Below are 20,372 nucleotides of genomic sequence, written 5' to 3' on the forward strand. Positions count from 1 at the left end.
CCAGCCGGTGCCGGGTCAGGCCGCCAGCCACTGGTCGTAGCCCAGCTTGCACAGCAGGGCGACGACGACCACCACCAGGACGCCCCGCACGAACCCGGCGCCGCGCTTGAGGGCCATCCGGGCGCCCACCATGCCGCCGACGAGGTTGAACAGTGCCAGCAGGGCGCCGAGTTGCCACAGCACGGTGCCCTGGATCGCGAACATCGCCAGCGCGCCGACATTGGTGCAGACATTGACGACCTTGGCGGTGGCAGACGAGCTGACCAGGTCCATGTGCAGGATCGCGGTGAGCGCGACGACGAGGAACGCGCCGGTCCCGGGTCCGATCAGGCCGTCGTAGAAGCCGATGCCCAGGCCCGCGACGAGGACGGCCGCCACGACGCGGCGGCGGGAGACCGGGCCCGAGGGCGCGGGCGCGGTCCCGAAGGCCGGGCGGAAGAGGACGAAGGCGAGCACCCCCAGCAGGACTGCCATGATCAGCGGGCGCAGCACCTCACTGTTGATACCCGCCGCGAAGAACGCCCCGGCCAGCGAACCGGCCATCGCGGCGAGGCCGATGCGCAGCGCGCTTCGGACATCGATCGGGGCCTTGCGGACGTAGGTGACCGCGGCCGCGGTGGTGCCCACGACGGCGGTGGACTTGTTGGTCCCGAGGACGAACGCGGTGGGCGTGTGCGGCAGGCCGACCAGCAGGGCGGGGAGCAGCAGCAGTCCGCCGCCGCCCACCACGGCGTCGATCCAGCCCGCCGCGAGGGCGGCCAGACAGAGCAGGGTCACGGTGAACAGCGATATGTCAGGAGGCACCGGTTGATCTTATAAACCACGCCCCGCCCCAAGGCCTGTTCCGGACCTGGCCCCAGCGTCAACATATGTTGACCTAGGGCCATGGCAACCCTCGTTGACGTGAGCAGGGCACTCATCCCCCGAGGCTCGCTCAGGCGTCAACTCACGCCTCCGCTCCGCGAGATCCCTTACGGGACAGGCCGTAGAGGTTGCCACGCGATCGGTGAGGACCACCTTCGGGCGGTGACGCGATCGGGTGCAGGCGCCAGGAGGGCCGGGGGGCGTGCACCAGTGCGCCGACGTTCACCACAGGTGAGGCTGAACTGGACCTTTTCGAACCGTACTTGGAGGAACCAGTGCTCATCCCCGCCTTACTCTCGTCGCGCAGCAAAACCCGGTACCGCAGCGGTCGCCGGGCGCAGGTAGCAGCCGTCTGCTGTGGCCTGCTGCTGAGCGGGGCGGCCGTCGCCACCGCTGCGAATGCGGCTGCGCCCACTGATCACGCCCAGGCGCAGGCGCAGCTCAAGGAGCGCGAACGGGGCACGCTGGTCTCCGCAGAGAAGCTGTACACACTCCAGACCCCGCAGGCCGTGGCCGCCGAGCTGGGCGCGGCCGGGTTCGAGGACGACACCGTCCGCTACGGCGTGGTCGCGTACCGGCTGGTCTACCGGACCGTTGATCCATACGGACGGCCCACCACGGCGAGCGGGCTCTTCGCGCTGCCGCTCAACAGCGAGGGACGGTTACGCGCGGTTTCCTTCGCACACGGCACGGGCAGTCACAAGAACGACTCCCCGTCCATGCGGCGCGGCGCGTTCGTGTCCGCGCCGGTGATCGCGCACGCGGCGTCCGGCGCTGCGGCGGTCGCGCCCGACTACCTGGGGCTGGGCAAGGGACCCGGTTTGCACCCCTGGATGGACATCGGCTCGGAGACGACGGCGTCCCTGGACATGCTGCGGGCGGCCCGGGCCTTCGCGCCCCGCACCGGACATGTGCTGGAGCGCAAGGTCATGGTCACCGGCTTCTCGCAGGGCGCCTCGGCGGCGCTGGGGCTCGGCCGGGCTCTGGAGGCGCGTGAGGACCACTGGTTCAGGCTGGGTGCGCTGGCACCCGTCAGCGGCGCGTACGACTTCGGTGGTACGGAGCTGCCCGCGCTGCTCGAGGGCAGGATGGAGCCCAAGTCCGGTGTGCTGTATGCGGCGTACACCCTGGTGGCATTCAACCGGCTCCACCACGTCTACGACAGCCCGGGCGAGGTCTTCCGAGCTCCTTATGCGGGCACCGTCGAGGCGCTCTTCGACGGCGCCCACACGGGGGAGCAGCTGATGCGGGGCACCCCGGGCACTTTGGACGAGCTGCTGACCGAGCACGGCCGCGAGCTGCTTGCGCATCCGACGGGGCCGCTGGCGGCGGCGCTGCGCACCACCGGCGCCGTATGCACCGACTGGGCCCCCCGTGCGCCGGTCCGGCTGTACATGGCGACCGGGGACGAGCAGGCTGCCACCGCCAACACCGAGCGCTGCCAGGAGGCTCTGCTCAGGAAAGGCGTGGACGCCCCGGTCGTCGATCTCGGCGCTGTCGACTACAAGGGGTCCCGCCACTTGGGGTCCAATGCCGCGGCCACGTCGGCGATCGTGCGCTGGTTCGGTGAGTTGCGCCGGCGGTGACTTGCACTCGGCCGTGGACCATGGACGATGACGTGTGGACGCAGGGTGCGCCGTTGCTGCCGCCCTGGCCGAGCGGTGCCGGGACCACGGCCGATGGCAGACCGGCTCTGCCTCCAGGCACCGATCCGGTGGCGACAGCAGCGGCGACAGCAGTGGCGACAGCGATACCGAGGGAGCCGGGGCCATGGGAGAGATCTTTGCGATCGGTGGGGAGCTGCCCGTCCGGCGGCTGGGGTTCGGGACCGGCGGGCTCGTCGGGCCCGGCTACTGGGGGCCGCGGCACGACGATCCGCAGCACTCCGTCGCGCTGCTGCGCAGGGCCGTCGAGCACGGCGTCACTCTGATCGACACCGCCGACAACTACGGCCCGGACGTGGCCGAGGAGCTGGTGGCGCGCGCCCTGCATCCGTATCCGGAGGGGCTGGTGATCGCGACGAAGGGCGGGGTGGTCCGTACCGGCCCGGACCTCTGGCACATCGCCGGGCGCCCGGAGGACCTGCGCGCCAGGTGCGAGGCGAGCCTGCGGCGGCTGCGCACCGACGCCCTCGGCCTCTACCAGTTGCACCGACTGGACCCGCAGGTGCCGATGGCCGACCAGCTGGGCACGCTGACCGAGCTCCAACAGGAGGGAAAGATCCGGCACATCGGCCTGGACTCCGTCAGCGCGGACGAACTGAAGCGGGCCCAGGACATCGCCCCGATCGCCTCGGTGCAGAACCGCTACAACCTGCTGGACCGCGGCGCGGAGGACGTCCTGGAGCTGTGCGAGAGGCGGGGCACGGCGTTCCTGCCGTGGTTCCCGCTGGGCAACGGCGCACTGGCCGAGGGTGCGGGCCCGACGCTCGCCGCGGTCGCCGCCCGGCATGGCGCGCCCCCCGGCCAGATCGCACTGGCCTGGCTGCTGCACCGCTCCCCCGTCCTGCTGCCCACCCCCGGTACGGGCTCGCCCGCCCACCTCGACGAGAACCTGGCCGCGGGCCGGATCGTGCTCACGGAGGGGGAGGTGGCTCAGCTGGACGCCTTGGGGTAGCCACGCGGCAAGGACGCCAGGGCAGGGTGTGGCGCCGACGGGCTTATCGCTGCGCCCGGACCGGTTCCGCGCCGCCGCCGCGGTCCGGGAGGCTGTACCCGGCCGAGGGCGCGCTGCCCGGCGGGGGCCGTCGTCATACCCGCATCCGGCCGGGGGGGTCGGTACGCGCCGCTGACGCGCGCTGCGCCATCCGGGTCAACCCGGTCGCCAACCATGGCGCGGCGTCGCGCCGTTCCCTTCAATCGGTGCTACCGACGGTGGGGTGCCCATCCCCTGTCGGGGGACCGTGGACGGCTGCCGCGTGAGGCGGCTTCGTCGTGTTCTTCAGGGCACCCCGACAGGTGTGCGCGCTCGGACGGCTTGCTGCCCTCCCGGCGTGCAGCAGCTCCCCACCCTTTTCGTGGAGCCTTCGAAAGGGGCTGTCCAACATGGCACTCACCCTCACCCTCACACCGGCAACCGTTGCGGCGGGCGGATCCTTCACCGCATCGGCCGCCGGTGCCACAGCGGGAGAGACGATCACCTTCACCTACGACGCGGCGCTGCCAGTGGTCACGACCGCTGACGGCGCGGGTAATGCGTCCGCCACCTTCACAGCCACCACTTCGGGACCGGTGGTTGCCACCGGTACGACCAGTGGGGTAGCTGCGGCGACGCTGACCGTCAGCGCGGGACCGAGCTGTGTGGTCACGCTGACCTCCGCGCCCCCCAGCCCGGTCGCCGCCGGCACGCCGGTGACCTTCACCGCCACCGTCACCTGCAGCGGCGCCCCCGTCGTGGGCGCGCTGGTCCTGTTCACCACCCCAAGCGGCCCGATCGGAATCGGCGTCACCGGTGCCACCGGCGCCGCCACCACGACCACCAGCTCGCTGCCCCCCGGCACCACCACCGTCACGGCCACCGTGATCGCCGCCGCCACCACCACCTGCTCCTGCGTCGGCGTCTCCGGAACCACGACCGTGACCGTCACCGCGCCGCCGAGCTGTGTGGTCACGCTGACCTCCGCGCCTCCCAGCCCGGTCGCCGCCGGCACGCCGGTGACCTTCACCGCCACCGTCACCTGCGGCGGCGCCCCCGTCGTGGGCGCGACAGTCCTCTTCAGCACCCCCGGCGGCCCGATCGGAGTCGGCGTCACCGGTGCCACCGGCGCCGCCACCACGACCACCAGCTCGCTGCCCCCCGGCACCACCACCGTCACGGCCACGGTTGCTGCTGCCACCACCACCTGCTCCTGCACCGGCGTCTCCGCGACCACGACCGTGACCGTCACCGCGCCGCCGAGCTGCGTGGTCACGCTGACCTCCGCGCCTCCCAGCCCGGTCGCCGCCGGCACGCCGGTGACCTTCACCGCCACCGTCACCTGCGGCGGCGCCCCCGTCGTGGGCGCGACAGTCCTCTTCAGCACCCCCGGCGGCCCGATCGGAGTCGGCGTCACCGGTCCCGCCGGCATCGCCACCACGACCACCAGCTCGCTGCCCCCCGGCACCACCACCGTCACGGCCACCGTGATCGCCGCCACCACCACCACCTGCACCTGCACCGGCGTCTCCGCGACCACGACCGTGACCGTCGGCTCGTCGGCGGTGCTCACGGCGCAGCCGGCCTGCTACCGGCTGGACCTCACCACACTGACCGCCCAGGCCACGTTCACTGCGACGGGCGCGACGCCGGGTTCGACGGTCACGTTCCACCTGGGCACCGGGCCCAACGGACCCGTGGCGTGCACCGCCGTGGCCAACGCGAGCGGCGTCGCCACCTGCACGGCCACCCTCAGCCTTTTCCAGCTGATCTTCGCCACCTACACCGCGACCAGCGGGTCGCAGTCCTCCACCAGCTCCCTGATGCCCTGCATCCCCTGACCCCCCGGCGCGCATGCGGCACAGCCAACAGCGTGCCGTCGTCCGCCTGAACCCGTGCAACCGGCCCAGGGCTGCTGAGCGGCCCGGCAACACAGCCGTCCCCCGTAACGCAACTACGGGGGACGGCTGTAGGGCCACAAGGATAGGCCCAGCGGCACGGTGGCACGCAGGGTTGAGCCCGGGACGCACCTCGGGCCCACAGGTCACGCGGCGAGGGCTCCCCTCGCAAAAGAGAGACACAGAAGGAGTGCGACATGGGCTGCAATTGCGGCAGCGGCGCCCGTCCGACAGTCACCGTCTACCAGTTGAACCTGCCCGATGGCACCGCCCGCCAGTTCTACACCTGGCAAGAGGCCGAGGCCGCCAACCAGCGAGCGGGCGGCGGCGGCAGCATCGTCATGATCAATCAGTAGCGGAATTCGCCTACCGAGGCCGCCGTCTTCCCCTCCAGCGGACCGGGAAAACGGCCGGCCTCGGCCCTCAATGAACGCCATGCGCCGACCCGAGAGACGACTACCACTCCGCCTCGGGCCACTCACGGTGAGAGGACGCACTCCCCCATGAGCCTTTTGGAGTTCCTGCTTTCCCTCGGCGCCACGTGCCGCCTCACCCGATTCATTACGAAGGACACTCTCGCAGGGGGATTCCGCTCCTGGATCGCCGAGCGTTTCGGCGATGACTCCAAACCCTCATATCTGGTCAGTTGCAGCTGGTGTACGAGCGTCTGGGTGGCCGCCGCCATGACCGCCCTCACGCAATGGGCCGGCGGGACCGTCGCTCTGCAGCTCACCACCACCGCCCTGTCGCTCTCCTACCTCGCCGGGCTCGCTTCGCGCTGGCTCGACTGATCGTCGCGGCAGCGCAGGCGCGCCCCCCCGGCTGTCCGCGACCCGGTGCACCTCGACCAGCGCCTCGGTCAGCTCGACGGCCAGCAGCTGAAGCTCCCCGGACGTCCACCCGCGCTCCGCGAAGAGGCACTGCGCTTCGGCGATCCGGCGCGATACTGCCCAGACCGAGCCAGAAGTTCGCCAAGGGCTGCGACCGGGTCTTCGGCACGGGCGAGCTGTTCGCCGGCCTGCTGCGCCGGATCGACGAAGGGGACCACCCGAGTTGGTTCGTTTTGTACCTGAACTTGGAGCGGAAGGCTTCGACTGGACGACGCAGCAGCGCAGCCCGGCCCGCGCGCGGGCTGCGAGGCTGCCCGCGACCCCGCTGGAGGTGACCGCGGCCGACGTCCTGGCCTGGGACCGGGCGCGCGGCGAGCCGCCGCTGACGGCGGGGTTCACGCCCGAGGAGGAGCGGGCGCGGCTGGCGCTCCGGGACGGTTCCTAGAGCTCGGAGGGCCGCCCCGTTCTTGCTCGGCACACTGAGCCGCACACGGCCGTGGGCTGCTAGGTTGCGCTTCGGCGAACGTGCGTACGGAGGCAGTGCTGTGATCGGGCTGGGAGCAATAGCGGGGATCGCGGTGATGGAGCTCGGCATGGTGCTGACTTCCGGGGCCGAACATGATCTACCTGGTCTCCCGCTCGATCGCCCAGGGCCGCCGGGGGGCTGACCTCGCTGGCCGGGGTCTTCCTCGGCTTCCTCTCTCTTCGCGGTGTCCGCCGGTATCGCCACCGCCTTCGCACTGGTGCCGGAGATCTACCTGGCGATCAAGCTGGCCGGAGCCGGCTACCTGCTCTGGCTGGCCTGGAAGGCCATCCGGCCGGGCGGCCGATCCCCTGTCGCACCCCAGGAGTTGACGCAGGCCGGGGACCGCAAGCTCTTCCTGATGGGCTTCCTCACCTGCCTGCTCGATCCCAAGGTGGCCATCCTCTGCATCTCGCTGCTGCCGCAGTTCGTCGCCCCGGCACGCGGTCATGTCGGCCTGCAGGAGCTGCTGTTGGGGCTGACCCAGATTGCGGTGGGGGTCGCGGGCAACGCGTTCTTCATCGTGACGGCCGGCTCCGTCGCCGGGTTCTTCGCCCGGCACCCGCTCTGGCAGCGCCTGCACCGCTATGTGATGGGCACCGCGCTGGCGGGCTTCGCCGTCAGGATCGCCACCGAACGAACGGGCGCCGCGGTCGCCCTGCGCTGACAGCTGGGCGCTGGGGGCGACCACCGCAGGTGAGCTGAGGCGCCGGGGCAGGTGTGGAGAGCGGAGTTCGCCGTCACATCCGGGGGCGGCGACGTACGACGTGGAACTCGGCACGTAATTTTCGGTACTTGGAACATGGTTCTTAGAGCTCTCTTACACCTGATGCGTATTCAGTTCTTCATGAACTCCAACCCTCACAAGACCGCGGGACACCGCCGTCCCACCCGCGTGCTGGCCGCCTCGCTCGCGCTGACCGCGACCACCCTCGGCGTCGTCGGATGTGACCGCGCCGCCGCCGGCACGCTGGAGGGCAGCCATCTTCAACTCCCCGTCTCCGGCGGCACAGCGGTCGTCGACACCGATTCCCTCGCGGTGACCGCGCACACCAGTGGCGGGCGGCAGCTGGTGCTGTCCGACGGGGCCGCGGGCGGACTGGGCAAGCCCGGTCCGGTGACGCAGACGGCCGACGGGGCCCGGTGGAGCTACCCCGACAAGGGCCTTCAGGTGACGGTGAGTTCGGAGCGCGGACGGCTGCGGATCAAGCTGCGGTCGGACCGTGACGGGTCGGTCGACTGGCCGGTGACCGGCACCGACCGGGCTGCCTCCGCCGTCCAGGTACCGCGCGGCGAGGGGCTGGACATCCCGGTGCGGGACGCGTTCTGGAACGCCGCTCCGGAGAAGGGCGGGCTGGCAGGCAGCACCGTCGACATGGGCGAGGCCCTCTCGTTGCCGCTGTGGGGCTACTCCATGGGCGGGGCGGGTGGCAGGCGCGGCGTCAGCTACCTCACCCCCACCGACCTCGGCACCTCGCTGCGGTTCGCCTCCACCGGCGGCCGGCTGCGCACCACGGCCCAGCACGCCTTCGACGCCGGTGAGGGCACCCGCGACTACGAGGTCTCCTTCGCGCTGACCGACGGCAACCCGGTCGCCCCCGCCGCCGACTACCGCTCCTACCTCTCGCAGCACGGCCGACTCGGCAGCCTGCGCAAGAAGATCGAGCAGAACCCGGCCAACGGCAAGCTGCTGGGCGCGTTCCACGCCTATGTGTGGGGCGATGCGCGCACCGCCGCCGGGGTGGACAAGCTGAAGAAGCTGGGCGTGGACCGGATGTGGCTCGGCTACGACGCCGACGCCGACCCGATGAAGGCTCCGGCGGTACAGGCCGCCAAGAAGGCGGGCTATCTCGTCGGCCCGTACGACACCTTCGACAACGGCCAGGACCCCAAGAGCGCCGACACCCCCACCTCCGCCTGGCCGGACCGGGTCTATCCCGACTTCTGTGTCCGCAAGGCCGACGGCACCCCGCAGACGGGCTTCGGCGGCCGCGGCTGCTACCTCAGCTCGCAGGCCTTCGAGAAGGCCGAGCCGACCAAGCACTACCTCGCCGACCGCACCCGCACGATGGTCGCCAACGGCGCGAACAGCTACTTCCTCGACGTGGACGCGACGGGAGAGGTGTTCCGTGACCACACCGCCGGCCATGAGATGACCAAGGCCGAAGACCGCGCGAACCGCCTGGCCCGGATGAAGCGGCTGTCGAAGAACCTCGTCCTTGGCTCGGAGAGCGCTCAGGCATGGGCCAACCAGATGGTGGCCTACAACCACGGCGCGCTCACCCCGGTCGACGACGGCCTGTGGAAGCTGGAGAAGGACCGGAAGACATGGGGCGGCTACTACCCGGAGAAGGCCCCCGCCGCCTTCTTCAAGCCGGTGCGGCTGCCCCGCACGATGGCCACCGCCATGTACGACCCGAAGTACCGCGCGCCGCTCTACGAGACCGCGCTGCACGGTTCGCTGGTCAACGCCGAGCGCTGGGAGCTGTCGTACGAGAAGCTGCCGGCCCTGAAGACCACCAGGGCGCTGCTGGCGATGCTCTACAACACCCCGCTCAACTACGTCCTCGACGGCCCGACGATCGCCAGGAACGGGCCCGAGCTGGCGGCCCTGCAAAAGTACTTCTCGCCGCTGCACCGCGCCGCGGGTACCGAGCAGCTGACCTCGTTCCGGTGGCTGACCGGCGACCGTACGGTCCAGCGCACGGTCTTCGGCAACGGCAAGCTGACCGTGACCGCCAACTTCGGCAGCAAGGCCGTGGACGGGCTGCCGGGCGGCTGTGCGGACGCCGAGCTGCCGGGCGACAAGCAGCCGCGGCGGCTGTGCCCGGCGCGGCTGAACGGTTCAACGGGCTGAACTACTGAACGGCTCAATAGTTGAACGGCCGATCAGTGGCGGGGCCGCGGTCCTCACACGGCCGCCGCCCTCACATGGGCGCTGCCCTACACGGCCGCTGCCCTCACCCGACCGCTGCCCTCACCCGGCCGCTGCTCCCACATGGGCGCCTCCCTCACCCGGGCGCCGCCCTCACACAGCCGCGGCCCCGCCACTGAGGGCAGCGTTCCGTTCGGGAAACAGAGCAGATGCGGGCGGGTAACAGCCGCGCCGCAGGCTGACGACATGACCTCGATGCCGCCGCACCCCGATGCCACGCCGGACGCCGCACCCGGCACCCCCACCCTCGTCCTCATCGGCCACGGCATGGTCGGCCAGCGCTTCCTGGAGGAGCTGGCCGACCGCGGTGTCACCGAGCGGACACGGGTGGTCGTGCTGTGCGAGGAGCCCCGCCCGGCTTACGACCGCGTCCAGCTGACGTCGTACTTCGCCGGCCGCACCCCGGACGACCTGAGCCTGGCCGATCCGGACTTCATGGCCCGGCACGGCATCGAACTGCACCTCGGCGACCCGGCCACGGCCGTGGACCGCAGCGCGCGTACCGTCACCGCCCGCTCCGGCCTGACCGTCCGCTACGACGCCCTGGTGCTGGCCACCGGCTCGTACCCGTTCGTGCCGCCGGTGCCGGGCAAGGACAGCGCGGGCTGTTTCGTCTACCGCACCATCGAGGACCTGCTCGCCATCGAGGAGTACGCCAAGAACGCCCGCACCGGCGTGGTGGTCGGCGGCGGGCTGCTCGGCCTGGAGGCGGCCGGGGCGCTCAAGGGGCTCGGGCTGCGTACCCACATCGTGGAGTTCAGCCCGCGGCTGATGGCCCTCCAGGTCGACGAGGGCGGCGGCCGGGCGCTGCGGCGCACCGTCGAGGGGATGGGGCTGGAGGTGCACACCGGCGTCGGCGGCAAGGAGATCGTCGCGGACGGGGCGGGCGCGGTCGCCGCCATGGGCCTGTCCGACGACTCCCGCGTCGACACCGACCTGGTGGTCTTCTCGGCCGGTGTCCGCCCCCGCGACCAGCTCGCCCGGGACTGCGGGCTGCCGGTCGGCGAGCGGGGCGGCATCGTCATCGACGAGCAGTGCCGCACCGATGACCCCGCCGTGTACGCGATCGGCGAGTGCGCGCTGGCCGCGGACGGCCGGGTCTACGGGCTGGTCGCCCCGGGCTATGACATGGCCCGGGTGGCGGCCGGCGCCCTCGACGGGCAGCTCGGCGGCGACACCGGAGCGCTCACCGGCTTCACCGGCGCGGACCTGTCCACCAAGCTGAAGCTGCTCGGCGTGGACGTCGCGTCCTTCGGCGATGCGCACGGCACCACGGACGGCTGCCTGGACGTGGTCTACGCCGACTCCCGCAGCGGCGTCTACAAGAAGCTGGTGATCGGCGCTTCGGGCGAGCTGCTGGGCGGTGTGCTGGTCGGCGACGCCGAGGCGTACGGGATGCTGCGGCCGCTGACCGGCACCGTTCCGCCGCTGGCGCCCGAGCAGCTGGTGCTGCCCGCCACAATCGCGGCCGAGGGCGGCGGCGCGCTCGGCCCGTCCGCGCTGCCGGACGACGCGGTGCTGTGCAACTGCCACAACGTGACCAAGGGGACGGTCAGGGCGGCGGTCACCGAGCACTCCTGCGGCACCCTCCCCGAGATCAAGAAGTGCACCAAGGCCGGTACCGGTTGCGGCAGTTGCGTCAAGTCTCTGACCGCCGTGATGAACGACGAACTGGCCGCGTCCGGCATCAGTCTCGACACCGGTCTGTGCGGCTGCTTCCCGCACACCCGCGCCGAGCTCTACGAGATCGTCCGCACTCTGCGCGTGACGAGCTTCGCGGCGCTGCTGGACTCGCACGGCCGCCCGGAGGCACAAAACGGCGACGGCTGCGAGGTCTGCAAGCCCACCGTCGGCTCGATCCTCGCCTCCCTCGCGCCGGCCGTCGGCGCCGACGGCTATGTCCTCGACGGGGAGCAGGCCGCCCTCCAGGACACCAACGACCACTTCCTCGCCAACCTCCAGCGCAACGGTTCGTACTCCATCGTGCCGCGCATCCCCGGCGGGGAGATCACGCCGGAGAAGCTGATCGTGATCGGCGAGGTGGCCCGCGACTTCGGCCTCTACACCAAGATCACCGGTGGCCAGCGGATCGACCTGTTCGGTGCCCGGGTCGACCAGCTCCCGCAGGTGTGGGCCCGGTTGGTGGCGGCCGGCTTCGAGTCGGGGCACGCCTACGGCAAGGCGCTGCGCACCGTGAAGTCGTGCGTCGGCCAGACCTGGTGCCGCTACGGCGTCCAGGACTCGGTCCGTATGGCCATCGAACTGGAGCTGCGCTACCGGGGCCTGCGCTCCCCGCACAAGCTCAAGTCCGCGGTCTCGGGGTGCGCGAGGGAGTGCGCGGAGGCCCGCGGCAAGGACTTCGGCGTCATCGCCACTTCCAACGGCTGGAACCTGTACGTGGGCGGCAACGGCGGCGCCGACCCGCGCCACGCCGACCTGCTCGCCCAGGACCTGGACGACGCCGGGCTGATCCGCCTGATCGACCGCTTCCTGATGTTCTACATCCGCACCGCCGACCGCCTGGAGCGCACCTCGGCCTGGCTGGAGCGGATCGAGGGAGGCCTCGACCACGTACGGGATGTCGTCGTGCACGACTCCCTGGGGCTGTGCGACGAGCTGGAGGCCCTGATGGCCGCCCATGTCACCCACTACCGCGACGAGTGGGCCGAAACCCTCGCCGATCCCGAACGGCTGGCCCGCTTCGTGTCCTTCGTCAATGCGCCCGGCGCACCGGATCCGTCCGTCCGCTTCGTACCGGAGCGCGACCAGGTCAAGCCGGATCTGACGCTGCTGGCCGGCCCCACTCTGCCCGTTCGCACTCTGGAAGGGACGTCCGTCTGATGACCACCGCACTCACCACCCTCGCCCCCCTTGCCCACCCCGCCACAGCCGCTACCGCCACCACGGCCGCCATAGCCGCCACAGCCGCCACAGCCGCCACGGTCGAGATCCGCTGCCCCCAGGGCTGGGTCACGGTGTGCACGATGGACGACCTCACCCCGGGGCGCGGGGTCGCCGCCCTCCTCCCGGACGGCACCCAGGCCGCACTCTTCGCCGACCGCGCCGGGCAGGCGTATGCGATCGCCAACCGCGATCCGTTCACCGGCGCCGAGGTCCTCTCCCGCGGCCTGACCGGCTCGGCCGACGGACGGGCCTTCGTGGCATCGCCCCTGCTCAAGCAGCGTTTCGACCTGGCGTCCGGGGACTGCCTGGACGACCCGGAGGTCGCGGTGACGGCCTATCCCGTACGGACACGGGGCGGGGAGCGCGACTGCTGAAAGCGGGGAGCGCGACTGCGCAAACCCGCCTCTCCTCCACCCCGCCCATGAGCGCAGAGGGACATAAGCACAGAGGGGTATGAGCCCAGCGGGGTATGAGCCCAGCGGGGTATGAACACAGCGGGGTATGAGCACAGACATAAGCGCAACCCATCGGTTGCACCTCCTGCCGCTACGTGCAACCATCAGGTAGCACGTAAGTACCGGAAGAGCACGAGCAGGAGGAGCACCCCATGAGCACCGGCAGCAATCAGCACAAGGACAGCGACGGGGGCAGGGGCGGAACGAGCGGCGCGGGCGGAACGAGCGGCGCGGGCGGCGCCGATGACCGCATCGAGCGGGAGATCAGCATCGCCGCACCCGTGGAGCGCGTCTGGGCCGTGCTCACCGAGCCGGAGCACGTCGGCTCGTGGTTCGGCCAGGGCGAGCCGGCGCCGGTCGACCTGCGGCCGGGCGGGATCATGGAACTCGACCACGGTGAGTACGGCCAGTTCCTGACCAAGATCGTGAAGGTGGACCCGCCGCACCACTTCTCGTACCGCTGGGCCAGCGCGCACCCCGGCGAGGTGGCGGTGGAGGGCAACTCCACCCTCGTCGAATTCACCCTCACCCCGGAGGGCGACGGCACCCACCTGCGCGTGGTGGAGAGCGGATTCGCCGGCCTCCGTATCCCCGAGGACCGCAAGAAGACCGCCGGGTACGAAAGCCACTCCGCGGGCTGGTCCGGCCAGGTGGAGAACATCCGGCGGTACGCGGAGCAGCTCGCGGCATGACGAGGGCTGGAGAAGCGGGCGGGGGGCCGGGCGGGGGCGCCGGTGAGGGTTCGGGGGCGGGCTCGGGCATTGACCCGGGCTGTGGCGCCGGCCGGGGATCGGGCGTTGGCCGGGGATCGGGCGTAGGCCGGGGCTCTGGCCAGGGGCCCGGCTCGGGTGTGGGCCAGAGCTCGGGCTCGGCGGCGGGTGCCGGCCAGGGTTCCGGCTCGGACGCCGTGGCGGAGGTCTTCTCCGCGCTGGCGGACCCGACCCGCCGCCGGATACTCGACGCTCTCGCCGCGCACGGCGAGGCGACCGCCACGGTCCTGGCAGCCGAACTGCCGGTCAGCCGCCAGGCCATCGTCAAACACCTGGGGATCCTGGACCGCGCCGGTCTGGTCGCCGGCCACCGGGAGGGCAGGGAAGCGCGTTACCGGGTCATACCGGAGCGACTGGGGGTCACCGCCCGGTGGATGGACCGGGTGGCCGCTGCCTGGGACACCCGTCTCTCGGCGATCAAGCGCCTCGCCGAGGAGGAGTGAACACGGGCGCGGCGCCCGGGGCAAAGGTGAGGACGCAAGACGGACGGGGAGGGCGGAAGACGGGCGGAGGGCCCTCCTCCGGCCCTCTCCGGTCCCGGCCGCCCCACCCACGTACTCTGGTCGCCCCCGTACGGAGGAGCACAGGCGTGACCCGGTGGAACACCAGCCACATCGCCGACCAGACCGGCCGCTCGGCGGTCGTCACCGGCGCCAACAGCGGACTCGGCTACGCCACGGCGCGTGAACTGGCCCGTCACGGCGCCCGCGTACTGCTGGCCTGCCGCGACGAGGCGCGGGGCAGGGCCGCCCTGGACCGGCTGCGAGCCGACGTCCCCACCGCCGAGGCCGAGTTCCGGCCCCTCGACCTGGCCGATCTCTCCTCCGTACGGGACTTCGCCGCCGCCCTCGACGACTTCGACGGCGACCGCCTCGACCTGCTCATCAACAACGCCGGCGTGATGGCACTGCCGTACCGGACCACCGCCGACGGCTTCGAGATGCAGTTCGGCACCAACCACCTCGGCCACTTCGCCCTGACCGGGCTGCTGCTGCCCAAGCTCCTCGCCACACCCGGCGCCCGGGTCGTCACCGTCTCCAGCATGCTGCACGCCCTCGCCGACCTGGACTACACCGACCTCAACAGCGCGCGCTCCTACCGCCGCTGGATCGCGTACAGCCGCTCCAAGAGCGCCAACCTGCTCTTCACCCACGAACTGGCCCGGCGGCTGGCCGCGGCAGGCTCCCAGGTCGTCGCGGCCGCCGCGCACCCCGGATACGCCTCCACCAATCTCATGACCGCGGGCGTCCGCATGGAGGGCCGCACCTCCGCCGAGCGGATCATCGGCTTCGGGACCGGCCTCGTCGGCCAGTCCCCGGACGGCGGCGCCCTGGGCACCCTCTGCGCGGCCACCGCGCCCCATATGCGGCCCAACTCCTTCATCGGTCCGCGCAACGGCCTGCGCGGCGCCCCCGTCCAGTCCTTCCGCGCCCCCTGGACCAGGAAGGACGCCAACGGCGAGCGTCTGTGGGCCGCGTCGGAGGAGCTCACCGGCGTCCACTACGACTTCTCGCGGCCGGCTGCGGCATTCTGAACGGCCGGTACAGCGCCGACACAGCACCGACCGCTACAGCACCGACCGCTACAGCACGGCGAGTTCGTAGCCGCCTGTCTTCGGCCTCGAAGCGGACCGTCAGGTCCACCGCCACGGCGTACCGGCCCTCGCCGCCGCGGCCGCGGCGCTGCTGCTCCTCTCCGGCGACGAGGTCAACACCCTCGTCCCGTGACGCCTGACTGAGCGTGAGGGGGAACGGCTCACGAGAGGGAAGGGCTCGTGAGGGGGAAGGGCTCGTGAGGGGGACGGCTCACAAGGCGACGGGCGGGGGAGGAACGACCCGTGATGCGCAACCGCTCACCGCTCGTGACACGGAACTGCTCGTGGTGACGCTCCGTTGTCAGTGGTGCGTCCTACCGTGAGGTCATGAAGCCCGCGAACCCCGCCATGGATTACGAAGGTCACTGCGCCGCAATCGTCGCCCAGGCCACACTGCTGGCGTCCTGCCTCACGGAGCGGGACGCCGACCTGACGACCACCGTCCCCTCGTGCCCGGACTGGAACCTCGCCCAGCTGCTCCGGCATCTGGGCGAGGCCCATCGCTGGGTCGAGGACCTTGTACGGACCCGGGCGACCGAACCCCCGCCCGAGACCGCCCTCCGCGTCCTTCCCCGCGACACCACCCAGTCCCCCGCCGAGGCCGCCGCCTGGCTCACCGAAGGCGCCCGGCGCCTTGCGGACACGCTGCGCTCCACGGGCCCCGACATCGAGATCTGGACCCCGCTCCCCTCCGGCTCCCCGCGCTTCTTCGCCCGCCGCATGGCGCACGAGACGGTCATGCACCGGGCCGATGTCACACTGGCGCTCGGCAGCGACTTCACCGTCGACCAGCACCTCGCCCTCGACACCCTCGACGAATGGATGGAACTCGGCTCCCTCCCCGAGATGTTCGACTTCCACCCCGACCGGCGCGAACTCCTCGGCCCCGGCCGCACCCTCCACTTCCACGCCACGGACACCCCGCCGGAAGCCGCCGCCGACTGGCTCGTCGACCTCACCGGCGACACCCTCGCCTGGCGCCGCGCCCAGGAACCGGCCGCCGTCTCCGTCCGCGCGCCTCTGACCGACCTCCTGCTCCTCATCTACGGCCGTACCCCCGCCGACGACCACACCTTCGAGATCACCGGTGACCCGGAACTGCTGGAGTTCTGGCTGGCACGGGTGCTGTTCGGCTGAGGACGAGACACCGCCGGCACCCCGCCTCACCCACCCCGCGCAAGCCATCCCACCCGACCTCACCGCGCCTCACTCCACCCCGCCCCACCCCCGAGACGAACCAATCGGGCTGCCGATGCGTGAATGAGGTTGGCCTCCGTCCACAAGAACCGGTCCACAAGAACCAGTCCCAAGAACCAGTCCGCAAGAGTCAGCCCACCCCCGAGGAGAGAGCCCCATGACCGAGTCCGACCGGCCGGGCAGCACTCCCGGCCTGCCTCCCACGCCTCCCCCGTTCCGTCCGCGCCTCGGACCGGAGCCCCTGCCGACGAACGAGGCCGAGGCGCTGGAGATCGGGCGGAAACACTTCCCCGAGGCCGGCTCGCCCGGCGGCCCTTCCGGCCTGTTCGTCCATGAATTCGACATCGGCTACCTGATCCACGCGAGCTGGCCGCGCCCCGAGGACCCCACCGTCCCTCCCGCGGAGCCCGGGGGCAGCCACGTCGTCATCTCCAAGATCGACGGCGAGGTGTCGCACCTGCCCAACTTCCCTCCCGAGGACGCGGTGAAGCTTTACCACGGCCTCCACAGCCGGCGGACCTCCTGAGGCATCCCACGAAGGACAGTGATGACGTCCCACACCCCGCATCCGGAGCGAATGACTCCCGACCAGGCCGTGACCGGCCTTCTCGACTGGTGGAGGCACGGCGCTCAGCGCGTGGCGGAGGTGACCGGTCCGCGGGACTGCGGCCGCACCCGTGTGCTGGCGGAGGTCGCTGCCGCGGTGCCCGGGGCGGTATCCGTGGATGCCACCGATCTGACCGCCGAGGAGATCGTCGGCCGGATCCTGTCCTCCGCCGGCGTTGAGCTGCCCTTGGAGCGACGTGCCGGATGGGCCGACTCCTTGGGGGAGTCGGCGGTGCGCGAGGGTCTCGTCGTCCTCACCAACGTCCAGCGCGCCGGCCGTACCCGCCGGTCTCCGCAACCCGGCCGGATCGTCCGGCACCTTGCCTCCGACCTGGCGGTGGGGGCGCGCACGAAGGTCCTCATCGAGAGAGCCCAGGACGACGACAGGCCGGCGCACGACCGCCTGGTCGTCACACTCGCCGCACCGCCGCCCGAGGCTGCCTCGCCCGACGTCGCGCCGGACCACCGGGGTGCGGACGTCGCGGGGAGCACGGCACTACGCGCCCTCGCCCTGGCGGAAGTCCGGCGCACACCCCTCGCCGTATGGCAGGAGCTCACACGAGCTCTCGGCACGTACGAGGGGCAGCAAGTCGACACGGCACGCCTGTTGGAGGACTGCGCAGGCCTCCTCACCCTTGCCGATGACGGCACGGTCTCGTTCCGCGACGAGCGGGTCGCCGAGGCGGCCCGCAGCGCTGTCCCGTCCGACGCGCTCACGGCGGTGAACCATGGGATCGTCGACTGGCTGAGGAAGTGGGCAACCGGGCGGCCCGCCCCACAAGGCTGGGCAGCGACAGATCCCATCGGGCGGTACGCGGCACGCGGCCTGGCCACGCACGCTGTCCAGGCCGGAGCGTTCGACGAAGTGCAGCGGGACGGCCGTCTTGTCGCCCACCTCGCCCAGGTGGCCCTCATCGACGCCGCGCACAGCCAGGATCCGGAGGGGATCGATGCCGGCTCTCCCGCCGGCGATGCCACCAACCTGTGGCTGAGCGGAGTCGATTCCCTCCCGCAGCACGAATGGGCGTCGTGGCTGCATCTCATGAGCACCGTCCGCGGCGACCGGGAGACCGCTGCCGCGATCGAGCGCTCAGGGATAACCCTGCCCTGGCGGGTGCGCTGGGCACACTGGCGTCCGCCGGGCGGGGTGGGCGCCCCGTACGTGCAGCCCGGACCGCTTACCCAACTGGCGGTTGCCCCGGACGGCACATGGCCGGACCGGACTGCCGTGACAGCCAAGGGGCTGTGGGACGAACGCTTCCGGGTATGGGATGCGGAGGCGGGCGAGGCGCTTGCCGGCCCCTGGAGCAACGAGGTACCCACAGCCGGGCAAAGGGAGCCGCTCTGGCATCCGGACAAGGACACCCGGGTCACTCCCGATCAGGCCGATCTGCTCGAACACGTCGAGGAGCCGGCCTTCCTCACCGGCCGGCTCAGCTTCAAGAACGTCTCCGTGGTGACCGGCTCAGGAGGGGTGTTCGCCATTGAACCGGCGGCACCTGACGCCTTCAAGGGCCTCCACCCGGTGCACGGCGAGCCCATGATCAAGGACACCGGATATCTCTGCGCCGTCAGCAAGAAGTCCTCAGGCGGGAGCGGGCCCTTCTGGCCCGAACTGTTCGAGCCGCGGACCGTACGGCGCTGCGCCGCAACATCGCTCCCCGACGGGCTGACGGACGCAGAGGCCCTTCGCGTCCTCCAGGAAGTGGGGCTCCCCGCATTCGAGGGCGCGGCAATGGGCCTGCTCGCGCTCGACCAGGAGCCCGCACTCACCCGGCTGGGCACGAGCGGCAATGACGACCTGGCAGACGTCCTGGCGTGGGACCCTCCAGGGCCCTACTACCGGATCGGCATGTGGAGGGGGCAGGACATTGCCGTCCACGGCTCCAGCGGCCAGGTCCACTTGTTGCCGGCAGCCCCTTCCGAGGAGGACGAAGGGCCCGTTTTGATCGCCGGTAGTCTGCGCACCTTTATCGACTTGCTCCAGACATACCTCGCGGGCCGCTGCATGCTCGCGATGGCTGTCAGCCGGGTCGAAATCGAGGCGATCAGAGAAGATGTGGAGATCACGTTGTCGAGCATCGATGAGCCCGGCACGGATGCGGGTGTCTGGAGCGTTGACCTTGAAGAGGACTACTGACCCGGACGGTGAGGTCACCACATGACGCCTTCCCTTCCCCCCGGCCCCGGACAACCCGGACGACCCGACCGGCCGGTGCCGGCCAGTGCCGAGGAAGCCGTGGAGATCGCCCGCACGGAGTACGCGCCCGTTCGGCCGGATGGCACTCCGGCCCCGCTCAAGGTCAGCGAGTTCGATATCGGATATGTCGTCCATGCCGAACTCCCGCCCCACCCGAAGACCACGCCGGCGGGAGCACTCAATCGGCCCCGGAGTCCCGGGGGTTCCTGTGTCGTGGTCACCAAAGACACCGGCGAGATCTGTCGGGTCCCGCTCCGGCCGCTGCCGGACTCGATCGCCCTTTTCCGTAAGTTCTACCGGCCGGGCACTCCGTAATACGCATACGCACGAGAAGGCGGCATACCGCGGCCGGGTGACCACTTCACGGATCAGCCAACGGGCCGGCGGGTGCGCGCCGTCCGTGCCGAGGGCCGGATCTGCCGCTTCGCGGACGCACCGGCCGATCGTGTGCGCACTGCCGTGCGGTTCGTACCGTGCCAGGCGGTATGTGCACCGGTCCGCGAAGTCCCCTGCACTACCCCGCCCGGACAGAAGTCCCCTGTAATGCCCCGCCCGGACAGGAGAGCAATCACCATGCCCCAGGACATCCCCACACCACCGACCACCCCCGAGGAAGCGCTCGCCATCGTGCGTAGCCGCTATGCCGAGCCCGAGTTGCCGGACGGCTCCCCCGCCCCCCTGCACGCCCACGAATTCGACATCGGCTATCTCGTGTATGCCGTCTCGCCCCGCACGCCGGACGCATCCGGCAGCCCGCAGCCGGCCCCGCCCGGCGGGTCAAAGATCATCGTGGCCAAGGACACCGGCGAAACCGTCACCGTGCCCAACTTCCCCACCGAAACAGCCATCGAGCTGTACCGAAAGCAGCGGCAGACCCATACGTAACGGACGGCAGCGACCCCTGCCCTCCTTCCCCTCCTTCCCCGGCCCCCCGTTTCGTGCAGATGCCATGCGCGCTTCAC

The 20,372-nt window shown here is 71.2% G+C and carries 19 protein-coding genes and 1 pseudogene; 19 read left to right on the forward strand and 1 reads right to left on the reverse strand.

The window, feature by feature from the left end; genetic code table 11:
* Positions 1–15: 15 nt before the first annotated feature.
* Positions 16–804, reverse strand: a complete 789-nt coding sequence (locus ACGFR7_RS31390; RefSeq protein WP_393325706.1) for a sulfite exporter TauE/SafE family protein — start codon at positions 802–804, stop codon at positions 16–18.
* 335 nt (positions 805–1,139) lie between these two features.
* Here ACGFR7_RS31390 and ACGFR7_RS31395 point away from each other — a divergent pair, with 335 nt between their 5' ends.
* The 19 genes and pseudogenes from ACGFR7_RS31395 (at position 1,140) to ACGFR7_RS31485 (ending at position 20,295) form a co-directional block, all read left to right on the forward strand.
* Positions 1,140–2,450, forward strand: a complete 1,311-nt coding sequence (locus ACGFR7_RS31395; RefSeq protein ID WP_393325708.1) for a lipase — start codon at positions 1,140–1,142, stop codon at positions 2,448–2,450.
* 184 nt (positions 2,451–2,634) lie between these two features.
* The gene (locus tag ACGFR7_RS31400; RefSeq protein WP_393325709.1) at positions 2,635–3,480 is read left to right on the forward strand and encodes an aldo/keto reductase; all 846 of its coding nucleotides are present in this window, start codon (positions 2,635–2,637) and stop codon (positions 3,478–3,480) included.
* 428 nt (positions 3,481–3,908) lie between these two features.
* Positions 3,909–5,339, forward strand: a complete 1,431-nt coding sequence (locus ACGFR7_RS31405; RefSeq protein WP_393325711.1) for an Ig-like domain repeat protein — start codon at positions 3,909–3,911, stop codon at positions 5,337–5,339.
* A gap of 254 nt (positions 5,340–5,593) precedes the next feature.
* Entirely contained in the window at positions 5,594–5,752 is a 159-nt protein-coding gene (locus ACGFR7_RS31410) for a hypothetical protein (RefSeq protein ID WP_393325713.1), read from the forward strand.
* Between the two features lie 147 nt (positions 5,753–5,899).
* Positions 5,900–6,187 (forward strand): hypothetical protein, encoded by a 288-nt coding sequence (locus tag ACGFR7_RS31415; protein WP_393325714.1) that lies wholly within the window; start codon positions 5,900–5,902, stop codon positions 6,185–6,187.
* A gap of 143 nt (positions 6,188–6,330) precedes the next feature.
* Positions 6,331–6,489 (forward strand): annotated as a pseudogene (locus ACGFR7_RS31420) (transcriptional regulator); the annotation flags it as partial.
* Positions 6,450–6,671: a hypothetical protein gene (locus ACGFR7_RS31425; protein ID WP_393325780.1), complete on the forward strand. Its 222-nt coding sequence runs from the start codon at positions 6,450–6,452 to the stop codon at positions 6,669–6,671. The pseudogene ACGFR7_RS31420 and the gene ACGFR7_RS31425, both read left to right, overlap by 40 nt.
* A 265-nt stretch (positions 6,672–6,936) precedes the next feature.
* A complete protein-coding gene (locus ACGFR7_RS31430; RefSeq protein WP_393325716.1) occupies positions 6,937–7,416 on the forward strand; it encodes a LysE family translocator in 480 nt (159 codons plus the stop codon).
* A 180-nt stretch (positions 7,417–7,596) separates the two neighbouring features.
* On the forward strand, positions 7,597–9,606 hold the full coding sequence (locus ACGFR7_RS31435; RefSeq protein ID WP_393325718.1) for a glycoside hydrolase: 2,010 nt from the start codon (positions 7,597–7,599) through the stop codon (positions 9,604–9,606).
* 264 nt (positions 9,607–9,870) lie between these two features.
* Positions 9,871–12,525: a nitrite reductase large subunit NirB gene (nirB, locus tag ACGFR7_RS31440; protein ID WP_393325720.1), complete on the forward strand. Its 2,655-nt coding sequence runs from the start codon at positions 9,871–9,873 to the stop codon at positions 12,523–12,525.
* Complete coding sequence (gene nirD / locus ACGFR7_RS31445) at positions 12,525–12,962, forward strand: nitrite reductase small subunit NirD (RefSeq protein ID WP_393325722.1); 438 nt, start codon at positions 12,525–12,527, stop codon at positions 12,960–12,962. The genes nirB and nirD overlap by 1 nt, the downstream gene beginning before the upstream one ends.
* Positions 12,963–13,195: 233 nt before the next feature.
* Positions 13,196–13,735 carry an SRPBCC family protein gene (locus ACGFR7_RS31450; protein ID WP_393325723.1) on the forward strand — a complete coding sequence of 180 codons (540 nt, stop codon included), beginning with the start codon at positions 13,196–13,198 and terminating at the stop codon, positions 13,733–13,735.
* Between the two features lie 215 nt (positions 13,736–13,950).
* Complete coding sequence (locus ACGFR7_RS31455) at positions 13,951–14,256, forward strand: metalloregulator ArsR/SmtB family transcription factor (RefSeq protein WP_328391413.1); 306 nt, start codon at positions 13,951–13,953, stop codon at positions 14,254–14,256.
* 146 nt (positions 14,257–14,402) lie between these two features.
* Entirely contained in the window at positions 14,403–15,347 is a 945-nt protein-coding gene (locus tag ACGFR7_RS31460) for an oxidoreductase (RefSeq protein ID WP_393325725.1), read from the forward strand.
* 387 nt (positions 15,348–15,734) lie between these two features.
* Complete coding sequence (locus ACGFR7_RS31465) at positions 15,735–16,544, forward strand: maleylpyruvate isomerase family mycothiol-dependent enzyme (RefSeq protein WP_393325727.1); 810 nt, start codon at positions 15,735–15,737, stop codon at positions 16,542–16,544.
* Positions 16,545–16,761: 217 nt separating this feature from the next.
* Positions 16,762–17,130: a hypothetical protein gene (locus ACGFR7_RS31470; protein WP_393325729.1), complete on the forward strand. Its 369-nt coding sequence runs from the start codon at positions 16,762–16,764 to the stop codon at positions 17,128–17,130.
* Positions 17,131–17,151: 21 nt separating this feature from the next.
* Positions 17,152–19,350, forward strand: a complete 2,199-nt coding sequence (locus ACGFR7_RS31475) for an SUKH-4 family immunity protein (protein ID WP_393325730.1) — start codon at positions 17,152–17,154, stop codon at positions 19,348–19,350.
* 21 nt (positions 19,351–19,371) lie between these two features.
* Positions 19,372–19,725 carry a hypothetical protein gene (locus tag ACGFR7_RS31480; protein WP_393325732.1) on the forward strand — a complete coding sequence of 118 codons (354 nt, stop codon included), beginning with the start codon at positions 19,372–19,374 and terminating at the stop codon, positions 19,723–19,725.
* Between the two features lie 258 nt (positions 19,726–19,983).
* Entirely contained in the window at positions 19,984–20,295 is a 312-nt protein-coding gene (locus tag ACGFR7_RS31485; RefSeq protein ID WP_393325734.1) for a hypothetical protein, read from the forward strand.
* The last annotated feature ends 77 nt before the right edge of the window (positions 20,296–20,372 follow it).

The organism is Streptomyces sp. NPDC048516 (assembly GCF_043199875.1).
GTDB lineage: Bacteria > Actinomycetota > Actinomycetes > Streptomycetales > Streptomycetaceae > Streptomyces.